The organism is Shewanella alkalitolerans, from assembly GCF_019457575.1.
Classification (GTDB): Bacteria; Pseudomonadota; Gammaproteobacteria; order Enterobacterales; family Shewanellaceae; genus Shewanella; species Shewanella loihica.
On record NZ_CP080422.1, the window covers coordinates 3,454,354 to 3,474,604 of the forward strand.

General features: G+C 51.7%; 12 protein-coding genes, 2 tRNA genes and 3 rRNA genes. 5 read left to right on the forward strand and 12 right to left on the reverse strand.

Annotated elements, in window-relative coordinates; all coding sequences use genetic code 11:
- Entirely contained in the window at positions 1–966 is a 966-nt protein-coding gene (lipA, locus tag K0J45_RS15125; RefSeq protein ID WP_011866739.1) for a lipoyl synthase, read from the forward strand.
- Positions 967–1,071: 105 nt separating this feature from the next.
- Here lipA and rimI read toward each other — a convergent pair whose 3' ends face one another.
- The 7 genes from rimI to pssA all read right to left on the reverse strand — a co-directional run bounded on the left by rimI (position 1,072) and on the right by pssA (position 9,864).
- Entirely contained in the window at positions 1,072–1,515 is a 444-nt protein-coding gene (rimI, locus tag K0J45_RS15130; RefSeq protein ID WP_258406704.1) for a ribosomal protein S18-alanine N-acetyltransferase, read from the reverse strand.
- Positions 1,499–1,849: a DNA polymerase III subunit psi gene (locus K0J45_RS15135; RefSeq protein ID WP_220043141.1), complete on the reverse strand. Its 351-nt coding sequence runs from the start codon at positions 1,847–1,849 to the stop codon at positions 1,499–1,501. Before K0J45_RS15135 ends, rimI begins: the two co-directional genes overlap by 17 nt.
- Before the next feature lie 146 nt (positions 1,850–1,995).
- Positions 1,996–2,072, reverse strand: a tRNA-Trp gene (locus K0J45_RS15140).
- A 1,168-nt stretch (positions 2,073–3,240) separates the two neighbouring features.
- Positions 3,241–3,356 (reverse strand): 5S ribosomal RNA (rrf, locus tag K0J45_RS15145).
- 123 nt (positions 3,357–3,479) lie between these two features.
- Positions 3,480–6,372, reverse strand: a 23S ribosomal RNA gene (locus tag K0J45_RS15150).
- A gap of 251 nt (positions 6,373–6,623) precedes the next feature.
- A 16S ribosomal RNA gene (locus tag K0J45_RS15155) occupies positions 6,624–8,168 on the reverse strand.
- The 16S, 23S and 5S rRNA genes sit together here, the layout of an rRNA operon.
- An 859-nt stretch (positions 8,169–9,027) precedes the next feature.
- Positions 9,028–9,864, reverse strand: a complete 837-nt coding sequence (gene pssA, locus K0J45_RS15160; RefSeq protein ID WP_220043142.1) for a CDP-diacylglycerol--serine O-phosphatidyltransferase — start codon at positions 9,862–9,864, stop codon at positions 9,028–9,030.
- A 121-nt stretch (positions 9,865–9,985) separates the two neighbouring features.
- On the opposite strand from pssA, the gene K0J45_RS15165 reads away from it, so the two are divergent.
- Positions 9,986–10,441, forward strand: coding sequence for a DUF4124 domain-containing protein (locus K0J45_RS15165; protein WP_220043143.1), 456 nt, complete (start codon positions 9,986–9,988; stop codon positions 10,439–10,441).
- A gap of 172 nt (positions 10,442–10,613) precedes the next feature.
- On the opposite strand, the gene K0J45_RS15170 is transcribed toward K0J45_RS15165, so the two are convergent.
- The 4 genes from K0J45_RS15170 to rluD form a co-directional block, all read right to left on the reverse strand.
- Entirely contained in the window at positions 10,614–10,931 is a 318-nt protein-coding gene (locus K0J45_RS15170; protein WP_220043144.1) for a hypothetical protein, read from the reverse strand.
- 146 nt (positions 10,932–11,077) lie between these two features.
- Positions 11,078–13,651: an ATP-dependent chaperone ClpB gene (clpB, locus tag K0J45_RS15175; RefSeq protein ID WP_220043145.1), complete on the reverse strand. Its 2,574-nt coding sequence runs from the start codon at positions 13,649–13,651 to the stop codon at positions 11,078–11,080.
- Positions 13,652–13,765: 114 nt separating this feature from the next.
- Complete coding sequence (gene pgeF, locus K0J45_RS15180; protein WP_220043146.1) at positions 13,766–14,485, reverse strand: peptidoglycan editing factor PgeF; 720 nt, start codon at positions 14,483–14,485, stop codon at positions 13,766–13,768.
- Positions 14,485–15,456 carry a 23S rRNA pseudouridine(1911/1915/1917) synthase RluD gene (rluD, locus tag K0J45_RS15185; protein ID WP_011866747.1) on the reverse strand — a complete coding sequence of 324 codons (972 nt, stop codon included), beginning with the start codon at positions 15,454–15,456 and terminating at the stop codon, positions 14,485–14,487. The genes pgeF and rluD overlap by 1 nt, the downstream gene beginning before the upstream one ends.
- Before the next feature lie 123 nt (positions 15,457–15,579).
- Here rluD and K0J45_RS15190 point away from each other — a divergent pair, with 123 nt between their 5' ends.
- From K0J45_RS15190 to K0J45_RS15200, 3 genes are all read left to right on the forward strand, one after another.
- Positions 15,580–16,338, forward strand: a complete 759-nt coding sequence (locus K0J45_RS15190; protein ID WP_220043147.1) for an outer membrane protein assembly factor BamD — start codon at positions 15,580–15,582, stop codon at positions 16,336–16,338.
- 370 nt (positions 16,339–16,708) lie between these two features.
- Positions 16,709–16,784 (forward strand) — tRNA-Phe (locus tag K0J45_RS15195).
- Positions 16,785–16,939: 155 nt separating this feature from the next.
- Positions 16,940–18,565, forward strand: coding sequence for a methyl-accepting chemotaxis protein (locus tag K0J45_RS15200; protein WP_220043148.1), 1,626 nt, complete (start codon positions 16,940–16,942; stop codon positions 18,563–18,565).
- 1 nt (position 18,566) lies between these two features.
- Here K0J45_RS15200 and K0J45_RS15205 read toward each other — a convergent pair whose 3' ends face one another.
- Entirely contained in the window at positions 18,567–20,147 is a 1,581-nt protein-coding gene (locus tag K0J45_RS15205; protein WP_220043149.1) for a sensor domain-containing diguanylate cyclase, read from the reverse strand.
- Between the last annotated feature and the right edge of the window lie 104 nt (positions 20,148–20,251).

Here is a 20,251-nt window from a genome sequence, read left to right on the forward strand (position 1 = left end):
ATGAGTAGGCCTGAAAGATTACAACCCGGAGTCAAGTTACGCGATGCCGATAAGGTCTCTCGTATTCCGGTCAAGGTCGTGCCTTCCGAGCGCGAAACCATGCTACGCAAACCCGATTGGTTGAGAGTCAAGCTCCCGGCATCGAATCAACGTATCGTCGACATCAAACAAGCGCTGCGTAAGAACGGTCTTCACTCTGTATGTGAAGAGGCTTCCTGCCCTAACCTTGCCGAATGTTTTAACCATGGTACCGCCACCTTCATGATCTTGGGCGCCATCTGTACCCGTCGCTGCCCTTTCTGCGACGTGGCCCATGGTCGTCCGCTCAAGCCTGATGCCGAAGAGCCGGTAAAGCTGGCACAAACCATCAGAGACATGAAGCTGAAATATGTGGTGATCACCTCTGTGGATCGTGACGATCTGCGTGATGGTGGTGCCCAGCACTTTGCCGACTGTATCCGCGAGATCCGAAAGCTCAACCCAGAGATCAAGATTGAGATCTTAGTGCCCGATTTCAGGGGCCGCATCGATGCCGCCTTGGAGATCCTGGCCACCGAGCCACCCGATGTCTTCAACCACAACCTTGAAACGGCGCCTAAGCACTACCGTAAGGCTCGTCCAGGGGCGAACTACCAATGGTCACTGGATCTGTTGAAGAAATTCAAAGAACAACACCCACATATTCCGACTAAGTCGGGCCTGATGATGGGTCTGGGTGAGACCAACGAAGAGATCGCCGAGGTGCTTCGCGACCTGCGTGCGCACAATGTTGAAATGCTGACACTCGGTCAATACCTACAGCCTTCTAAATTCCACCTGCCGGTAGAGCGTTACGTACCGCCAGCTGAGTTTGACGAGCTGAAAGACTATGCCGAAGAGATAGGCTTTACCCATGCCGCATGTGGTCCTATGGTGCGTTCTAGCTACCATGCCGACCTGCAGGCCCAAGGTAAAGAGGTTAAATAACCTAATGCCTTAGGCAAGCAATTGTCTTTAGCATTCAAAGCTTAGAATCAAAAATAGCGCCCTTGCGGCGCTATTTTTTTTATCCCCAAATACAAACCCAAACAGTTAGAACAAACGCTCCATCAAGATAGCGTCTTCTTTGCCCTGCTCCAGCTGATAATAGTTGGCCCGCATTCCCGTCTGCTCGAAGCCCATCTGGCGATATAAGGCGATTGCCCTTTCATTAGAGGCCCTTACCTCTAACATCATACGTTCGGCTCCCTGAGTCGCTGCTAGCTCGATTAACGCCTCGGTGAGGCGCTTACCCAAGCCTTGCCCCTGAGCGTCTGGCCTGACGCAGATATCCATCAGGGTGGCATCTTCGAACAGTTGATGCAGAATGCTAAAGCCCAACAACTGCTCATCATCAAAGAGACCGATAACATGGTAGAAACGTCCGAAACAGGTCTCGAGGTTACTCAGCGACATGGGGAAACTATGGCAGGCCGACTCCAGCTCATGCAACTTAGGAGTGTCTTCTTTGGTCAGAGTATTAAGCGTTAGCGTCATAGGCATCGCTCTCCCAAATATGCTGCCATAGCTCGCGCTTGGCCTTGGATTCTTGCTCGAGAACGGCGATAGGTGCAGAGCTGATGGCGCATGCCACCTTAGGTAACCTGAGACTTCGCATATCCCAGAACACCTCTTTGATGCTGCTAAGCGAATCGCTGACGACGACCTGCTTATCCTGCTCGGGAAAGAGCGCCAATACCTGACGGATAAGCGGGTGGTCACCTGAGACGCTCACGCCTCGATCCACCAATACATGATACAGGGGAAGCTCGGCTCCCTTCTCTACCCAACGGGTTATACCCATCGCATCTAAATATGCACTCGTTTCCAAATCGCCTCCAGACAAATGCTAACCCCTTAAGGATAACCTCTGCCCAGGCGAGTGTCACGACGACCAGAGACTATATGAACTTGAGTGAAATGATAAAACTCAGAAAAGCAAAAAGCCGTTCATTTCTGAACGGCTTCTCTAGAATGTGGCAGGGGTGGCAGGACTCGAACCCGCAACCATCGGTTTTGGAGACCGCTGTTCTACCAATTGGAACTACACCCCTGTTGACGTGGGGCATTATGCTAAAACCCCTCCCAAAGGTAAAGGACTTTTTATGGCTAACTCGCTCAATTGCGGCTTTTTCATGCAAGATAGCGAATATTAAGTCATATCCTCACTTTCCCACTTAAAAAATGGCCATCCACACCATCATTCAACCTGCTTTTAATGACGTTATACGTCACTGATTAATGGCATATCGAGCCTGAAATCCCCCAAGCAAGTTCTATTAATGATTACCTTCGTAGGCAAATAACAGCCCAGCCTATAGCATCCAAAATAAAGCCTACATAATTTTGCATCGAGCCTCTTCGAGACTAGCATTAGGGGACATATACATAGAGACCTGCTACCCGCACCTTCCTCTTTCTATCCTAGACACCACAAACGAAAACCTTACTAGCTATTCCACAGATCAATACATCAGCTTTTAGCGACTCAGCCTCCATATGGGATAAAAATAGTTCCAAGACACTCCTAAATAGCTACAGCGCAAAAACAGATGTTCTTGCGAACCCTCCACCTCACTAGAAGGCATTCGCCTTAAATCATTGAAGCGTGGATATAAGACAAAGGCTTGAAGAAATAGAGGGAGGTATAGGTCAGTTTTAACTAGACTGCTGAAGCACTGGTTACAGGGGTGAATGCTAGGAAACCGCTATCTAGTCATATCTCGAGAAAAGGAATCCGCCTAAGATTTCTCACATGGGGGCGTAATACATCCGATTAGAATTAAACACAGGGAGTAAACGTTCCAGTTACTTTGTCAAAAGCAAATGAACGGTAGCAGCAGAAAATGACCTACTCGGTTCGCGTAGCGAACACATGGGGGCGAAAGTGAGGCGCTTTAAACACGCAGTATTTAGCCTCACTTGAACGCGGAGAAGCAATGCTATAGATGCGTAGCATCTAAGGACTTTGTAGCGCGAAGCAGCTAGGCTGCGAGCTGAGGGTCTAATGAATCAAGAGAAAAGGCGCCTGTCATGGCCAGCTCCGCTAAAGCTTCGCGCTCATAAGCACATCGCTATCGCGATATTCGCCCTACTTCACATGGAAATGCACCTCACTGCGTTCGGGCTCTTTATATTTCCCATGTTCGAGTAGATATTTCAAAAGCTGTTAAACGAAAAAATCCCCAACACTAGGTGCTGGGGATTTATCGTTTATTAGGCGCCTGGAAATGACCTACTCTCACATGGGGAGACCCCACACTACCATCGGCGCGATTGCGTTTCACTTCTGAGTTCGGGATGGGATCAGGTGGGACCACAATGCTATGGTTTCCAGACAAATTTGGAAATTCGGAAAGCTGTACTCTTATTTAAGAGTCAATTTGAGTTCGCACTTCAATCAAGTACTTTTGTATTCTTTTGATTACGTAAAACCATCTTACGAAACCCTTTTGGGTTGTATGGTTAAGCCTCACGAGTCATTAGTACAGGTTAGCTCAACGCCTCACAACGCTTACACACCCTGCCTATCAACGTCCTAGTCTCGGACGGCTCTTTAGAGACCTTAAAGGTCTAGGGATGACTCATCTTAGGGCTCGCTTCCCGCTTAGATGCTTTCAGCGGTTATCGATTCCGAACGTAGCTACCGGGCAATGCCATTGGCATGACAACCCGAACACCAGCGGTTCGTCCACTCCGGTCCTCTCGTACTAGGAGCAGCTCCCTTCAATCATCCAACGCCCACGGCAGATAGGGACCGAACTGTCTCACGACGTTCTGAACCCAGCTCGCGTACCACTTTAAATGGCGAACAGCCATACCCTTGGGACCGACTTCAGCCCCAGGATGTGATGAGCCGACATCGAGGTGCCAAACACCGCCGTCGATATGAACTCTTGGGCGGTATCAGCCTGTTATCCCCGGAGTACCTTTTATCCGTTGAGCGATGGCCCTTCCATTCAGAACCACCGGATCACTATGACCTGCTTTCGCACCTGCTCGACGTGTATGTCTCGCAGTTAAGCTGGCTTATGCCATTGCACTAACCGTACGATGTCCGACCGTACTTAGCCAACCTTCGTGCTCCTCCGTTACTCTTTGGGAGGAGACCGCCCCAGTCAAACTACCCACCAGGCACTGTCCTCAACCCCGATTCAGGGGCCAGAGTTAGAACATCAACACTACAAGGGTGGTATTTCAAGGATGACTCCACGAGAACTGGCGTTCCCGCTTCAAAGTCTCCCACCTATCCTACACATGTAGGGTCAATGTTCAGTGCCAAGCTATAGTAAAGGTTCACGGGGTCTTTCCGTCTAGCCGCGGGTATACGGCATCTTCACCGCAATTTCAACTTCACTGAGTCTCGGCTGGAGACAGCGTGGCCATCATTACGCCATTCGTGCAGGTCGGAACTTACCCGACAAGGAATTTCGCTACCTTAGGACCGTTATAGTTACGGCCGCCGTTTACCGGGGCTTCGATCATGAGCTTCTCCGAAGATAACCCAATCAATTAACCTTCCGGCACCGGGCAGGCGTCACACCGTATACGTCATCTTGCGATTTTGCACAGTGCTGTGTTTTTGATAAACAGTTGCAGCCACCTGGTATCTGCGACTCCCGTCAGCTTAGAGAGCAAGTCTCATCACCAACAGGAGCGTACCTTCTCCCGAAGTTACGGTACCATTTTGCCTAGTTCCTTCAGCCGAGTTCTCTCAAGCGCCTTGGTATTCTCTACCCGACCACCTGTGTCGGTTTGGGGTACGATTCCTGCTAACCTGAAGCTTAGAAGATTTTCCTGGAAGCATGGCATCAACTACTTCATCACCGTAGTGACTCGTCATCAACTCTCAGTATTAGGTGCCCGGATTTGCCTAAGCACCCTACCTACAGCCTTAAACGCGGACAACCAACGCCGCGCTAGCCTAGCCTTCTCCGTCTCTCCATCGCAGTTAGCAGAAGTACGGGAATATTAACCCGTTTCCCATCGACTACGCCTTTCGGCCTCGCCTTAGGGGTCGACTCACCCTGCCCCGATTAACGTTGGACAGGAACCCTTGGTCTTTCGGCGAGGAGGTTTTTCACCCCCTTTATCGTTACTCATGTCAGCATTCGCACTTCTGATACCTCCAGCGTGGGTTACCCCTTCACCTTCAACGGCTTACAGAACGCTCCTCTACCGCACCAGCGCAAGCGCTAGTACCCATAGCTTCGGTGTATTGCTTAGCCCCGTTATATCTTCCGCGCAGGCCGACTCGACTAGTGAGCTATTACGCTTTCTTTAAATGATGGCTGCTTCTAAGCCAACATCCTAGCTGTCTAAGCCTTCCCACATCGTTTCCCACTTAGCAATAACTTTGGGACCTTAGCTGATGGTCTGGGTTGTTTCCCTTTTCACGACGGACGTTAGCACCCGCCGTGTGTCTCCCGAGTAGTACTCATTGGTATTCGGAGTTTGCAAAGGGTTGGTAAGTCGGGATGACCCCCTAGCCTTAACAGTGCTCTACCCCCAATGGTATTCGCTCGAGGCGCTACCTAAATAGCTTTCGAGGAGAACCAGATATCTCCCGGTTTGATTGGCCTTTCACCCCCAGCCACAAGTCATCACCGCATTTTTCAACATACGTGTGTTCGGTCCTCCAGTTGATGTTACTCAACCTTCAACCTGCCCATGGCTAGATCACCGGGTTTCGGGTCTACACCTTGCAACTAAACGCGCAGTTAACACTCGGTTTCCCTACGGCTCCGCTATTCGCTTAACCTCGCTACAAAATGTAAGTCGCTGACCCATTATACAAAAGGTACGCAGTCACGGTCTCAAGAACCGCTCCCACTGCTTGTACGTATACGGTTTCAGGTTCTATTTCACTCCCCTCACAGGGGTTCTTTTCGCCTTTCCCTCACGGTACTGGTTCACTATCGGTCAGTCAGGAGTATTTAGCCTTGGAGGATGGTCCCCCCATATTCGAACAAGATATCACGTGTCCCGTCCTACTCGTTTTCACCTAAAGTTAGTTTTCATGTACGGGGCTATCACCCTGTATCGCTGTGCTTTCCAACACATTCCACTAACACCCTCTAGGCTTAAGGGCTAATCCCCGTTCGCTCGCCGCTACTAGGGGAATCTCGGTTGATTTCTTTTCCTAAGGGTACTTAGATGTTTCAGTTCCCCTCGTTCGCCTCACTAAGCTATGTATTCACTTAGTGATGACACCTTATGGTGCCGGGTTTCCCCATTCGGACATCGTTAGCTCAAATGCTTGTTACTAGCTCGCCAACGCTTTTCGCAAGTTACTACGTCCTTCATCGCCTCTGACTGCCAAGGCATCCACCGTATACGCTTAGTCACTTAACCATACAACCCAAATGAGTTTCATCTGAGTCGCATCGCAACTAACGGTTTCTACTTTCGCCAAAAGAATACTCAAGTCACTTGATTAAAGTGTGTTTTGAGAACTCAATTATTTTTCGCAATAACCTTTCGGTTATTACTATCAGCTTTCCAAATTTTTAAAGAACAAGCATCGTCGCTCGGACGTGCCACTCGCTCTAACAAGAACAAGTTATCTGTGTGAACACTCAACAAATATCAGTCAATCGTATAGGTAAGGAGGTGATCCAGCCCCAGGTTCCCCTAGGGCTACCTTGTTACGACTTCACCCCAGTCATGAACCACACCGTGGTAAACGCCCTCCCGAAGGTTAAGCTATCTACTTCTGGTGCAGCCCACTCCCATGGTGTGACGGGCGGTGTGTACAAGGCCCGGGAACGTATTCACCGTGGCATTCTGATCCACGATTACTAGCGATTCCGACTTCATGGAGTCGAGTTGCAGACTCCAATCCGGACTACGACCGGCTTTGTGAGATTAGCTCCACCTCGCGGCTTCGCAACCCTCTGTACCGACCATTGTAGCACGTGTGTAGCCCTACTCGTAAGGGCCATGATGACTTGACGTCGTCCCCACCTTCCTCCGGTTTATCACCGGCAGTCTCCCTAAAGTTCCCGGCATTACCCGCTGGCAAGTAAGGATAAGGGTTGCGCTCGTTGCGGGACTTAACCCAACATTTCACAACACGAGCTGACGACAGCCATGCAGCACCTGTCTCAGAGTTCCCGAAGGCACCAATCCATCTCTGGAAAGTTCTCTGGATGTCAAGAGTAGGTAAGGTTCTTCGCGTTGCATCGAATTAAACCACATGCTCCACCGCTTGTGCGGGCCCCCGTCAATTCATTTGAGTTTTAACCTTGCGGCCGTACTCCCCAGGCGGTCTACTTAATGCGTTAGCTTGAGAACCCAGTGTTCAAGACACCAAATTCCGAGTAGACATCGTTTACGGCGTGGACTACCAGGGTATCTAATCCTGTTTGCTCCCCACGCTTTCGTACCTGAGCGTCAGTCTTTGTCCAGGGGGCCGCCTTCGCCACCGGTATTCCTTCAGATCTCTACGCATTTCACCGCTACACCTGAAATTCTACCCCCCTCTACAAGACTCTAGTTGACCAGTTCGAAATGCAGTTCCCAGGTTAAGCCCGGGGCTTTCACATCTCGCTTAATCAACCGCCTGCGTACGCTTTACGCCCAGTAATTCCGATTAACGCTTGCACCCCTCGTATTACCGCGGCTGCTGGCACGAAGTTAGCCGGTGCTTCTTCTGCGAGTAACGTCACAGCTAACGGGTATTAACCGTTAACCTTTCCTCCTCGCTGAAAGTGCTTTACAACCCGAAGGCCTTCTTCACACACGCGGCATGGCTGCATCAGGCTTGCGCCCATTGTGCAATATTCCCCACTGCTGCCTCCCGTAGGAGTCTGGGCCGTGTCTCAGTCCCAGTGTGGCTGATCATCCTCTCAGAACAGCTAGGGATCGTCGCCTAGGTGAGCCATTACCTCACCTACTAGCTAATCCCACCTAGGCACATCCAATCGCAGAAGGTCCAAAGATCCCCTCTTTTCCCCCGTAGGGCGTATGCGGTATTAGCAGTCGTTTCCAACTGTTATCCCCCTCGACTGGGCAGTTCCCTAGGCATTACTCACCCGTCCGCCGCTCGTCATCTTCAAAAGCAAGCTTTTGAAATGTTACCGCTCGACTTGCATGTGTTAGGCCTGCCGCCAGCGTTCAATCTGAGCCATGATCAAACTCTTCAATTAAAAGTTTTTTTGCTTCACTCTTTATTCAAAAGGAAGCGACTCAATGAATTCTGATTCACATAAATGACTCGGAAGAATCATCTACATGTTTGTACATATTGCTATGAACACTCACTATCTCTAGTGAAACTAGATTTAGTAAATCATGCATTGAGATTTAAATCGTTTTCGATTAACTCAATACCTGTGAGTGTCCACACAGATTTCTTGTTTTATCTTGTTAAAGAACGTTTGCCTCATACTGGACTCCAGCGGGCTAGGGCTGCGTATTCTACGCTTCTCCCTGTCGGCGTCAAGCGCTTTTTTCAAAAGACTTTTAAGTGGTTAATTACTGTGCTTTCGCGTTGTAACTACCGACTTAAAAACTCGAACCGCTTATCGCCTTGACTCGACATTCGTTACCTACTCACTTGGTAAGTAGCGCCGTTTGCCGTGTCAGTGGGAGCGCATTATAGGGAGCCAAATCTTTTGCGCAAGGGCTTTTTTAACGAAAAACATCGATCGAACAAAAAACATGCAAAACGAGATAAATTCAGCGAAAAGCCACACACAAAGGCAACATGCGAGTAACGACAACACCACAAACTATCGATTGGGCGACTCGCTTGTTTGAAACCGGAAAATAAGTTTGGCACAAAAAATTCGACTCTGCCAAAAATCTGAGCAACCTGATTGCAAGGCTGCCCTGCTGGCTTATTTAGCCCTTATAGCATGTGTGCTTTGCGGCCTTGTCTCTGTGTCGTCTTATCTCTGTGTCGTCTTATCTCTGTGTCGCCTTATATCTGTGTCGCCTTGTATCTGTGTCGTCTTATCTTGTCGCCTACATAATAGATATAGGCTTAGAATATAAGCTTATGGGTTACTGCTTCTTATCGGCATCTGAATCATCTTGCTCAGTTTGTTTAGATTCATCAGTCTCTTGAGTAATATCTATATCGGTTTCGTTCTCATCGCCCACCACATGGCTCACCTTTAACTTCTTCACCGTGCGTATGGTGTAGATGGGACCAGAGAGTGCGTAGAGACTAAAGACGATAAACAGAATAGTGGCCGGTTGAACCGAAACCACCACAAACAAGCCCACCAGGGCCAGGATCACCATGAAGTTAACCCGGCCTCGCCAGTCATAGTCTTTGAAAGAGTAGTAGCGGAAGTTACTCACCATCAAGAGACCGGCACCAGCTGTCATTAACAGCGCCAGTATGCTGACCTGCTGACCCTCTATCTCATAATAGGTGCCTGTCCAGATGGCGCCGGCAATAATTGCCGCGGCGGCCGGGCTCGCCAACCCCTGAAAGTAGCGCTTATCTGCGACGCCGACCTGGGTATTGAAGCGTGCAAGCCTGAGCGCGGCGCCGGCACAATAGATAAATGCCGCCAACCAACCTACCTTGCCCAGATCGGCCAAGGCCCAGTTATAGGCAATTAACGCCGGGGCCACCCCGAAGGAGACCATGTCGGCCATGCTGTCATATTCGGCGCCGAATGCACTCTGGGTATTGGTCATCCTGGCGACACGGCCATCGAGGCCATCGAAGATCATGGCGACGAAGATGGCAATGGCTGCTGCCTCGAAGTGACCATTCATGGAGGCGATCACCGCATAAAAGCCGGAAAACAATCCCGCCGTGGTGAACAGGTTAGGTAAAAGGTAGATACCGCGGTTCTTCACCGTCTCTTTGTTTAAATTTTGCATATACTAAGGAGCAAGGTTATCTTGATAAAATAAAAAGATAACACAGATTTAAGCTCACTTTTTATACGGACCTCTAATTGTTGGCAGATGAGTCACTCCTGCACTCTCTCCCGGCCTAGATATGGATACTATGATGACCGGAAAATTTTATCTCAGCGCACTGTTAAGTCTATTCCTTTGCGCCCCAGCATTTGCAACGACCATCTATAAGTGGGTGGACGAAAACGGTGTCACCCACTACAGTCAGGAAAAGCCCCCCGAGGCAAAGACAGAAAAACTCTATAGCGAAGATATCGAACAGAAGAAGGTTGGCTTCACCGCACCTAAGGTCGTCGAAAAACAGGGCGAGCAGAAGAGCGAGGCCGCATTAGCCGCCGAGGCAATCAATGAGAAAGATAAGGCACAGGCCAAGGCCATCTGCGAAAATGCCAAGCATCAGTTAAATGTGCTTGAGACCCATACTCGCCTGACACGTAAGAATGAAGAAAATGGTGAAATGGTGCGTATGACAGAGGAAGACAGGCAGTCAGAGATCGCCGCGCAGAAACAGCGCATCAAACTCTTCTGCGACAAATAGCTCTGCTAATTTAAACTGCCCTGCTAATTTAAACAGTCCTCCTGGCAGCTACTCCTCTATATATAGAGAAGTAAAAAAGTAGAGAAGAAATAGAGAAGCGACAACCAAAATGAATCTGGCTGTCGCTTCTTGTTTTTAGGTTTACCGTCCAAAAAGCCTTAACCGACCTAATCTAGCCACTCGCTTTCACCATATACATAGAACGGCTCACCCCATCCTGACAGGCCTGAGTACCGGCGTCCCAGCCTTTATCAAACTCGCTCAAACCATCCAACACCTTATCCTTCATTCCTTCTAAGGTATCGGCGCCTGGGTTTTGCTTCAGGTATCCGGCGCTGCGGCAACCCGTGTTGTAGCCATAGTGATAGAGGCTGTCATAGTCAACGCTGCCGACGCCGACAAAGGCCGGGCCACTGCTTTGCATTGGTGCTGAGCTACAGCCCGTCATCAACACGGTCAGAGATGCTATAACTGCTAACCTTGCTTTCATCCAGTACTCCTTCACAGTATAAAAACTTAAATTAGGAAGAGATCTCACCCTTTGCAAACTAGTGCAAATAATAGCCAAATGCAATCTGATACCAGTGATAAAAAAAGCCCAAACCTAGGTTTGGGCTTCTTGCATAAGGCTAAGACTTATTGATGGAAGGCGAGTTCGCCACCCGCGGCATCGACCTTGATGGGCGCGCCAGGTAACAGCTCACCACTCAAGAGTTTTTGAGCCAGTGGGTTTTCCACCTCTTGCTGCAGGGCGCGTTTTAGCGGCCTTGCACCATAGACGGGGTCGAATCCAGCCTGAGCGATCAAGGCTAGGGCATCGTCACTCACCTCAAGCTCAAAGTCTTTCTCCGCTAGGCGTGCCTTCAGATTGTCTATCTGGATCTGCGCAATATGAGCGATATGTTCAGACTCAAGCGGATGGAAGACCACGCTTTCATCGATACGATTGAGGAACTCGGGTCTGAAGCTGTGGGTCACCACATTCATCACCTCGCTCTTCATCTCGGCATAACTGGCAATACCGAAACGCTCCTGAATTACATCTGAGCCCAGGTTAGAGGTCATGATCACCACGGTATTACGAAAATCGACCGTGCGTCCCTGACCATCGGTCAGACGACCATCGTCCAGCACCTGCAACAGTATGTTGAACACATCGGGATGAGCCTTTTCCACCTCATCGAGCAAGATCACCGAATAAGGCTTACGTCTCACCGCCTCGGTCAGATAACCGCCCTCTTCATAGCCGACATAACCTGGAGGCGCACCGACCAGACGCGATACCGAATGCTTCTCCATAAACTCGGACATATCGATACGCACCATGGCCGCTTCTGTATCAAACAGGAACTTCGCCAGCGACTTACAAAGCTCAGTCTTACCCACACCGGTAGGGCCGAGGAAGAGGAAAGAACCGATAGGACGATTCGGATCCGCAAGACCAGCGCGGCTACGGCGAATGGCGTTAGCCACCGCATCCACGGCCTCGTTCTGACCAATCACCCGGGTATGCAGCGCCTCTTCCATGTGCAGCAGCTTCTCTTTCTCCCCTTCGAGCATCTTAGATACAGGAATACCGGTCGCCTTAGACAGCACCTCGGCGATCTCCACGTCGGAGACCTTATTACGCAGTAGCGTCATATCCTGCATCTCGGCCTGAGCCGCCAGATCCAGCTGCTTCTCCAGCTCGGGAATACGGCCATATTGCAGCTCGGACATGCGGGTCAGATCGCCTGCGCGTCTGGCTACCTCGAGATCCATACGGGCCTGCTCGAGATCCGCCTTGATATGCTGAGTGCCCGCCAGCGCAGCCTTCTCGGTATGCCATACCTCGTTCAGTTCGGCGGCCTTGGCCTCGACCTCGGCAAGCTCGCTACGCAAGGTGGATAGTCGACGCAGACTCGCCTCATCACTCTCCTTGCTCAGGGCCTGCTCCTCCAGCTTAAGCTGAATGGTGCGGCGCTCTAATCTGTCCAGCGGCTCTGGCTTAGAGTCTATCTGCATACGAATACTGGAGGCCGCCTCATCGATGAGATCAATAGCCTTATCGGGCAGTTTCCTGTCTGAGATATAACGATGCGACATGCTGGCCGCCGCCACGATGGCGGGATCTGTGATCTCCACATGGTGGTGCAGCTCATACCGCTCTTTCAGGCCGCGCAGGATGGCGATGGTGTCTTCGACACTCGGCTCATCCACCAGCACCTTCTGAAAACGTCGCTCGAGGGCGGCATCTTTCTCGATATATTGACGGTACTCGTCTAGAGTAGTTGCGCCGACGCAGTGCAGATCGCCCCTGGCTAGAGCTGGCTTGAGCATGTTACCCGCATCCATGGCGCCATCGCTCTTACCGGCGCCCACCATGGTATGCAGCTCGTCGATGAAGAGGATCACCTGGCCCTCTTCCTGAGCCAGCTCGTTGAGCACCGCCTTGAGGCGTTCCTCGAATTCACCGCGATACTTAGCTCCGGCCACCAAGGCGCCCAAGTCGAGTGACAAGACCCGCTTATTCTTGATCCCCTCAGGCACCTCGCCATTGATGATGCGCTGCGCCAGCCCTTCGACGATGGCCGTCTTACCCACACCCGGCTCACCGATGAGCACAGGGTTATTCTTACTGCGGCGTTGCAGCACCTGAATGGTGCGGCGGATCTCATCGTCACGGCCAATAACAGGGTCTAGCTTGCCCTGCTCGGCGCGCTCGGTGAGATCCACGGTAAACTTCTTCAGCGCTTGGCGCTGATCTTCGGCGTTAGGGTCGTCGATATTCTTGCCAAGACGCACCTCTTCGATTGTCTTCTCCAGCAGCTCCTTGGTAGCGCCAGATTTCTTCAGACACTGCGCCAACGCATCGCTCCCCTCGAGGGCGGCCAACACGAAGAGTTCGCTGGAGATATATTTGTCTTTGCGCTTTTGCGCCAGTTTGTCACACAGGTTCAGCAGACGAATCAGTGCCTGTGAGAGCTGGACATCGCCGCCCGTGCCCTCAATTTGCGGTAAGCGTTCCAGCTCCTGGCTCAGGGCGGAACGCAAAGTGCTGACCGAGATCCCGGCCTGGGTCAACAGTGGATGAATTGAACCACCATCTTGATTAAGCAGCGCCATCATCAGATGGATCGGCTCAATAAACTGATGGTCACGCCCCAACGCTAATGACTGAGCATCGGAGATTGCTATCTGGAATTTGTTCGTCATACGATCGAGTCGCATACAGCCTCCTAAAAATTAACGAATGAAGGAAACCTTCAGTGCTTTGTTACCAGTATAAATGGGGACTTTTTAGGAGGATTCAAGCAACAAGGAAAAAATTGCTGAAAATTTGCGCTACTTTTCCAGCCAGATAAATGAGGCCATGCGCCCGGTTTTTGCCTCGCGGCGGTAGGAGAAATAATCTGCGCTCATGCTATAGGTGCAGTGTGTCAGTTGATAGACGGAAGCGATGCCGAGACGCTCTGCCCGGTAACGAGCGATCCCTTGCAGGTCGGTCAAAAACTTATCGCCTCTCGGGGTAAAAAAGGCATCTGTTTCGGCATGCTGGGCGATAAACTGCGCCCTGACTTCCGCCCCAACCTCGAAGGCCTTGGGGCCGATACAGGGGCCAAGATAGACGAGTAGCTCATCGGCAGCCGCATCGAACTCAGCGATAGCGGATTCGACTATGCCGTTACACAAGCCGCGCCAACCGGCGTGCACCGCCGCCACCTGAGTCGCCGAGCGATCGCAGATAAGCACAGGCAGACAGTCGGCGGTCATCACCACACACGTATGCTCGCCACTACGGCTGAAGCTACCATCGGCGACACGGTTAGTGTCCAGATCCAGGTTTACCAGCTCAATACCATGAACTTGCTGCAGCCAGGCCGGCTCACCAGACATGCCCAAGGCCTTTGCCGCAAGCAGACGATTTTGGCGAACATGCTCGGGATCGTCCCCGACATGGTCACCAAGATTAAGAGTATCGAAGGGAGCCTGGCTCACACCGCCCTGACGCCGGCTAAAAGCCAGCTTCACGCCAGGGGGAATGAGCCAGTCTTGAGGCAGCATTAATATTCCACCGGATGAGCCTTAGTGTCGTCACGCAGAGCGCGGGTCAAGGCCACCATATCTTCTGGGATTGGCGCCTGCCAGCTCATGATCTCACAGGTGAAGGGGTGTGCCAGCTCGAGGCGCACCGCATGCAGCGCCTGACGCTTAAAGCCGTTCAGCGCCTCCATCAGTTCAGGTGTCGCCTTCTTCGGTGGACGAGGACGACCACCATAGACGGGATCCCCCACCAAGATGTGACCTATGTGCGCCATGTGCACCCTGATCTGGTGGGTACGACCGGTTTCCAGACGCAGACGCAGACGGGTATGGGCGCGGAACTTCTCTGCCACACGGTAGTGGGTCACAGAGGGGCGGCCACTATGATGCACAGCCATATGGGTACGCTTGGTTGGGTGACGGGCAATCGGCTCATCCACCACGCCGCCGGCCGTCATGGTGCCGCTCACGATCGCCTCATATTCACGGGTGATCTCGCGGGCCTGCAGGGCTGCAACCAGATGGGTCTGGGCCTCGACCGTCTTGGCCACCACCATCAAGCCTGTGGTGTCCTTATCGAGACGATGGACGATACCGGCCCTAGGGACGAGCTCGATCTCGGGGCAATGGTGCAACAGCGCATTCATCAGGGTGCCGTCGCTGTTGCCCGCTCCCGGATGAACCACCAGACCCGCCTGTTTGTTGATCACGATAATATGGTCATCTTCGTAGACGATATCCAGATCGATCGCCTGAGCCTCTGCCTTGATCTCTTCCTTCAGAGTGGCTTCGATCTCAATTTCCTGGCCTTCGAGTACCTTTTCTCTCGGCTTAGTCTGCACCATACCATCGACGTAGACGGCACCAGCCTGAATCCACTCTTTAATACGTGTACGGGAGTAATCAGGGAACAACTCGGCCAAGGTTTGGTCTAATCTCTGCCCGGTTTGTGTTGCTGTGATCTCGCTTTTTAGATTAATCTCTTGTGTCATAGGAACCGTACCCGCGTTTTGGGGTCCAAAATAAAGTGCTATCTGTTACAATCGGATTGTTTCTATTTTATCGTGAAATGGAAAAATTCTTAAACAACAACTTACAAAGAATCGAATTCAAGTATGCATAATTTTGCTAAAGGCGCAGCTATCGCCTTGTTGTCATTGGCCTTAGCGGCGTGTAGTAGTAAACCCGAAGATGATATTGAACTGAGCAAATCTTCCCCCGAAGTCCTCTATTCTCAAGCCAGAACCTCTATGGAACTGGGTAACTATAGTAAAGCGGTGCGATCTTTGGAGGCACTAGACTCTCGTTATCCCTTCGGTCCACACAAGACTCAGGTGCAGTTAGACCTGATCTACGCATACTATAAACTGGACGATTCGGCATCGGGCATTGCCAATATCGATCGCTTCATTCGCCTTAACCCCACACATAAAGATATCGACTATGTCTACTATATGCGTGGCCTGGTGAACATGCAGTCGGACAACTATATGTTCCACGACATGCTCAACATCGACAGAACCGACCGAGATCCCAAGGCCGCCCAGGACGCCTTCAAAGACTTCGATCGTCTGATCAAGCAATATCCTAACAGCAAGTATGCCGCCGATGCGCAAAAACGCATGCAGTTCCTGAAAAACCGCCTGGCCAAATACGCCGTCACGGTTGCGGAATACTACATCAAGATGAATGCCTGGAGCGCGGCAGCGGTGCGTGCCCAGACAGTGCTGGAAACCTACCCGGGTACACCGGCTACCGAGCGCGCCCTTGAGATCATGGCGACCGCCTACGAGGAACTCGGCCAGCAGAAGCTGAAAGATCACGTACTCATGGTGATGCAGAGCAACTTCCCTAACAACGATATGCTCAAGTAAGCCTGGCAATAATTGATTTAAGAGGCCCCGCAACTGCGGGGCTTTTTTGATCTGTTTTTATCTCGGGAGCCTCTTACTCTGAAATCATTGCCCCTTGGTACTCTCTCGCCATAAATTAACATTACACCTTGCTTGCATGACAACTTCCAGCATCTTTTCTGCCCATAAGCAGTCAGATTTCACCGAGATGAATGACCAAGAGCTAACTCCCCAGTCCACGTCCTTTCTCACTCCTCCCTGAGGCCTGACAGCGACATTTGATCTAAAAATCGACGTTTCGGGCAAAAGTTATCCAAACAAGCGAGATAAACAAAGTTTTTGCAAAAATGTGTTGACTCAAATGCGCAAAAGCCTTTTAATGCACCCCGTCGCCCGAATAGCTCAGTCGGTAGAGCAGAGGATTGAAAATCCTCGTGTCCCTGGTTCGATTCCGGGTTCGGGCACCATATTCTGAGGGTGCCTAGCGCACCACACAAAAAAGCCTCGCACAGCGAGGCTTTTTTGTTTCTATTCATCTTACCCATTTCAATCTTTTGCTATACCTATAGATACGTCATAAGTTTTAGCTTTCTGCTATTTACTCCTTCATTTGGGTATCTATATGAACAATATTCAAATCAAGCACAAGATGGCTTTCGGCATCTTACTCCCCCTCTCACTTCTCATCTGTATCTGCGTCTTAGCAATCAACATGATGAATAATATCGAGAAAGGTGTCGTCACCATCTATAACGACAGAGTCGTTCCGCTAGAAGATCTCAAGGTGATCGCCGACGATTACGCGGTATTTGTCATCGATGCCATCAACAAGGCCAATGCCGGTGAGTTCAGCGCCGAACAGGCCAATCAAGCCCTGCAGGAAGCAAGCAACAACATAGACAGCAAATGGCACCAATACGTCGCCACCGAACTCACCACGGATGAGAAACGCTTGGTCGATGAGGCCGAGCGCCTGTTTGTTCCGGCCAACCAGCGTATCACCCATCTGGAACAGCTGCTCGGGGGGAAGTCAGGTAACATTGCCGGCCAGCTGCGGGAGGAGATTATCCCACTCTACCGGGTGATCGATCCCATCAGCGGCACCATCGCCGAGCTGATCAGCCTGCAGCTCAAGGTCGCCGGCGAGGAGAAAGACAGGGTCGCCGAGATCTACGAGTCCTCTATCTCCCTCTTCATGCTCATCACCCTGGTGGCCGCCATTGCCAGCATAGTGCTCGGCGTCTGGATAAACCGCAGTGTGATGAAACCCATCAACCACATACGCACTCAGCTACATACCATACAGCAAGACTCAGATCTCACTGTCACCTTCGAGCAACTGAACAAGGACGAACTGGGGCTGATCTCCACCGGGCTCAACGATGTCTTTAGCCACCTGCGCGGCATCCTCAAAGGGGTTGCCGAGGCGGCCAACAGCGTCAGTGACTCGGCGTTAGCCCTCAACGAGTTCACCCAGATCTCCAATGCCCGTATTCAGCAACAGCAGGCGGAGACAGAGCAGACCGCCACGGCCATGAATGAGATGACGGCAACGGTTAACGAGGTAGCACAGAGCACCACGGCCGCCGCCGACTCGGCCAGAAATGCCGACCGATTCGCCGCCAACGGTAATGATATCGTCCAGCTGTCGATTAGCAGCATGCAGGCGCTGTCGATGCAGATCCAGAGCACCTCAGAGGTGATCACCCACCTGTCCCACGAGAGCCAACATATCGGCAGCGTACTGAGCGTCATCAAGGGGATTGCCGAGCAGACAAACCTGCTGGCCCTCAACGCCGCTATCGAGGCTGCCAGGGCCGGTGAGCAGGGGCGCGGATTTGCCGTGGTCGCCGACGAGGTTCGCTCCCTCGCCCAGCGCACCCAGGAGGCGACCCAGGAGATCGAGACCATGATAGAGACGCTGCAGAGCGGGGTGAACGAGGCGGTCACCGCCATGGATGTGGGCATTAAACAGGTGGATGATGCCAATCAACAAACCAACAAGGCGGGGGAAGCGCTACAGGAGATAGTCGCCTCGGTCGACAACATCACAGAGATGAACACCCATATCGCCACGGCGGCGGAGGAGCAGAGCAGTGTCGCCGAGAGCATTAACCGCAGCATTATCGCCATCAGCGATATCGCCAGCCAGTCAACGGAATCTGCCTTAGAGCTGGGTCACTCCATCGCTCAGCTCACCTCGCTGGCCGACTCAATGCGGCAACAGGTCACCACCTTCAGGCTCTGACTCAGCCGACCACGAAGAGCGGGCTCACCTTGCGATGCAGTATCTGCAGGTTATTTCGCCCGCTCTCTTTTGCCTGATAGAGCTGCTCGTCGGCCAACTTGACCATATGCTGCCAGTCGTCCTCGGCAAACTCGGGATGATAGCCGTCATAGAGCACGGCGCCCATGCTGACGGTGATGATCTCGTAGGGCGAGGCTTGGTGATAGATGTTGAGATCCCGCACCCTTTGCAGCATGCGCCTGGCCAGCAGTTCCATCTGCGCCAGGTTATCGCCGTGGATCACCACACAAAACTCTTCGCCGCCATAACGGGTAACTAGCTCGCCACGGCGACGACACTCAAGCATCAGGGCCTGGGCCACCTTGATCAGGGCCTGGTCGCCACTCTGATGCCCGACCGTGTCGTTATAGGGCTTGAAGAAATCGATATCCAGCATGATGAAGCCAATCGCACCCTTGCCCTCACGCCACTGTTTATGGGCGCGCTCGGCGAACACCTCCAGGCTGCGGCGATTGGCTATGCCAGTGAGGGGGTCGTTAAAAGAGAGAGATTCCAGATAGTTTTGATGCCGCTCCAGCTTCTCCACCACCAGATTGAAAGACTCGGTCAGCTTGGCCACCTCGGTGATCGCCCAACCCGTAGGCATGGTGAGTAACACGCCTCTGTGGGCCATCTTATCCAGTACTGCGTTGGCGACCCGCAGCGGCCGGACCACCAGCGCCGAGAAGGGAACGATGGCGATGTAAGACATCACCAGGACGCTTAAAAACATCAGGATCGACTCTACGGTAAAGATAGAGGGGATAAGGTTCCGGTCGTGGATCACAGTGATCTTGAGGGAAGGCACGTTAAGCGCATCATGCAGATACCAAGAATGCTCCGCAGAGATCTCATCCACCTTAGGTGTCTCTCTAAAACCCAGCGAGGTCTCACCGGAAAGCTCTGGCTTAGCCAGCACCTCGAGGTCAAACTTGATCAGGCTAAACTGCTCTATCTCCTCATGAATCGCCTGACTTACGTTACGTACTGTCAGCAAGCTACCCGCCACTTGCCCCTCGCCATTACTGGGCAAGACGGTGACATTGCTGAAATAGACCACCCTAGATCCCATGCGCAGCAGACCGCTGCGCACCGAAGGCTTCCCTGTATCCATCTCCACCTTTGAGGGGAGAAGCTTGCCTGCCAGACCAACCTTGCCTAAGGGCAGCTGCTGCGAGTCAAAATCGGCGCCACTTCGATATTGCCACACAAGCTGATTTTGGCGGTTAAACACATAGAAACCATCGACATTGGCCGCCTCAAAGGCGTTATCAAACAAATTCTTGGTCACAAACTCAGGCGATACATTATCGACAAAGCTCACCATATCATCCCAGATGGCGTAGTCGTAGCAGAGGGTGTCCAGGTTTTTTTGGGCGTAGGCGATCCCCTTTTGAACCGCCTGCAGATCTCTGTCTTGCCTTGAGATCACTTGCTCTTCAATTCTTGGCAGGTAGATGAGGTAATAGATGCCGCTTGCGGTCAGAAATGACAGCAGCAAGAGCCCTAGGGCTAAAATATTTAGGAAGTGATTTAATCGCATCGACCACTCTCTTTTGTCCTGCACTCTAGACTAGCTTAGTCGACCCGACGACAGAATTTGAGTATAAACCCAGCATTTCACAAATAAATTTCAAAAAAAAAGGG

What these genes read in the sequence shown, in the direction of transcription:
- lipA (WP_011866739.1), top strand. Translation starts at nt 1, where the DNA reads ATGAGTAGGCCTGAAAGATTACAACCCGGAGTCAAGTTACGCGATGCC.
- rimI (WP_258406704.1), bottom strand. Translation starts at nt 1,515, where the DNA reads ATGACGCTAACGCTTAATACTCTGACCAAAGAAGACACTCCTAAGTTG.
- pssA (WP_220043142.1), bottom strand. Translation starts at nt 9,864, where the DNA reads ATGCAAAATTTAAACAAAGAGACGGTGAAGAACCGCGGTATCTACCTT.
- K0J45_RS15165 (WP_220043143.1), top strand. Translation starts at nt 9,986, where the DNA reads ATGGATACTATGATGACCGGAAAATTTTATCTCAGCGCACTGTTAAGT.
- K0J45_RS15170 (WP_220043144.1), bottom strand. Translation starts at nt 10,931, where the DNA reads ATGAAAGCAAGGTTAGCAGTTATAGCATCTCTGACCGTGTTGATGACG.
- clpB (WP_220043145.1), bottom strand. Translation starts at nt 13,651, where the DNA reads ATGCGACTCGATCGTATGACGAACAAATTCCAGATAGCAATCTCCGAT.
- pgeF (WP_220043146.1), bottom strand. Translation starts at nt 14,485, where the DNA reads ATGCTGCCTCAAGACTGGCTCATTCCCCCTGGCGTGAAGCTGGCTTTT.
- rluD (WP_011866747.1), bottom strand. Translation starts at nt 15,456, where the DNA reads ATGACACAAGAGATTAATCTAAAAAGCGAGATCACAGCAACACAAACC.
- K0J45_RS15190 (WP_220043147.1), top strand. Translation starts at nt 15,580, where the DNA reads ATGCATAATTTTGCTAAAGGCGCAGCTATCGCCTTGTTGTCATTGGCC.
- K0J45_RS15200 (WP_220043148.1), top strand. Translation starts at nt 16,940, where the DNA reads ATGAACAATATTCAAATCAAGCACAAGATGGCTTTCGGCATCTTACTC.
- K0J45_RS15205 (WP_220043149.1), bottom strand. Translation starts at nt 20,147, where the DNA reads ATGCGATTAAATCACTTCCTAAATATTTTAGCCCTAGGGCTCTTGCTG.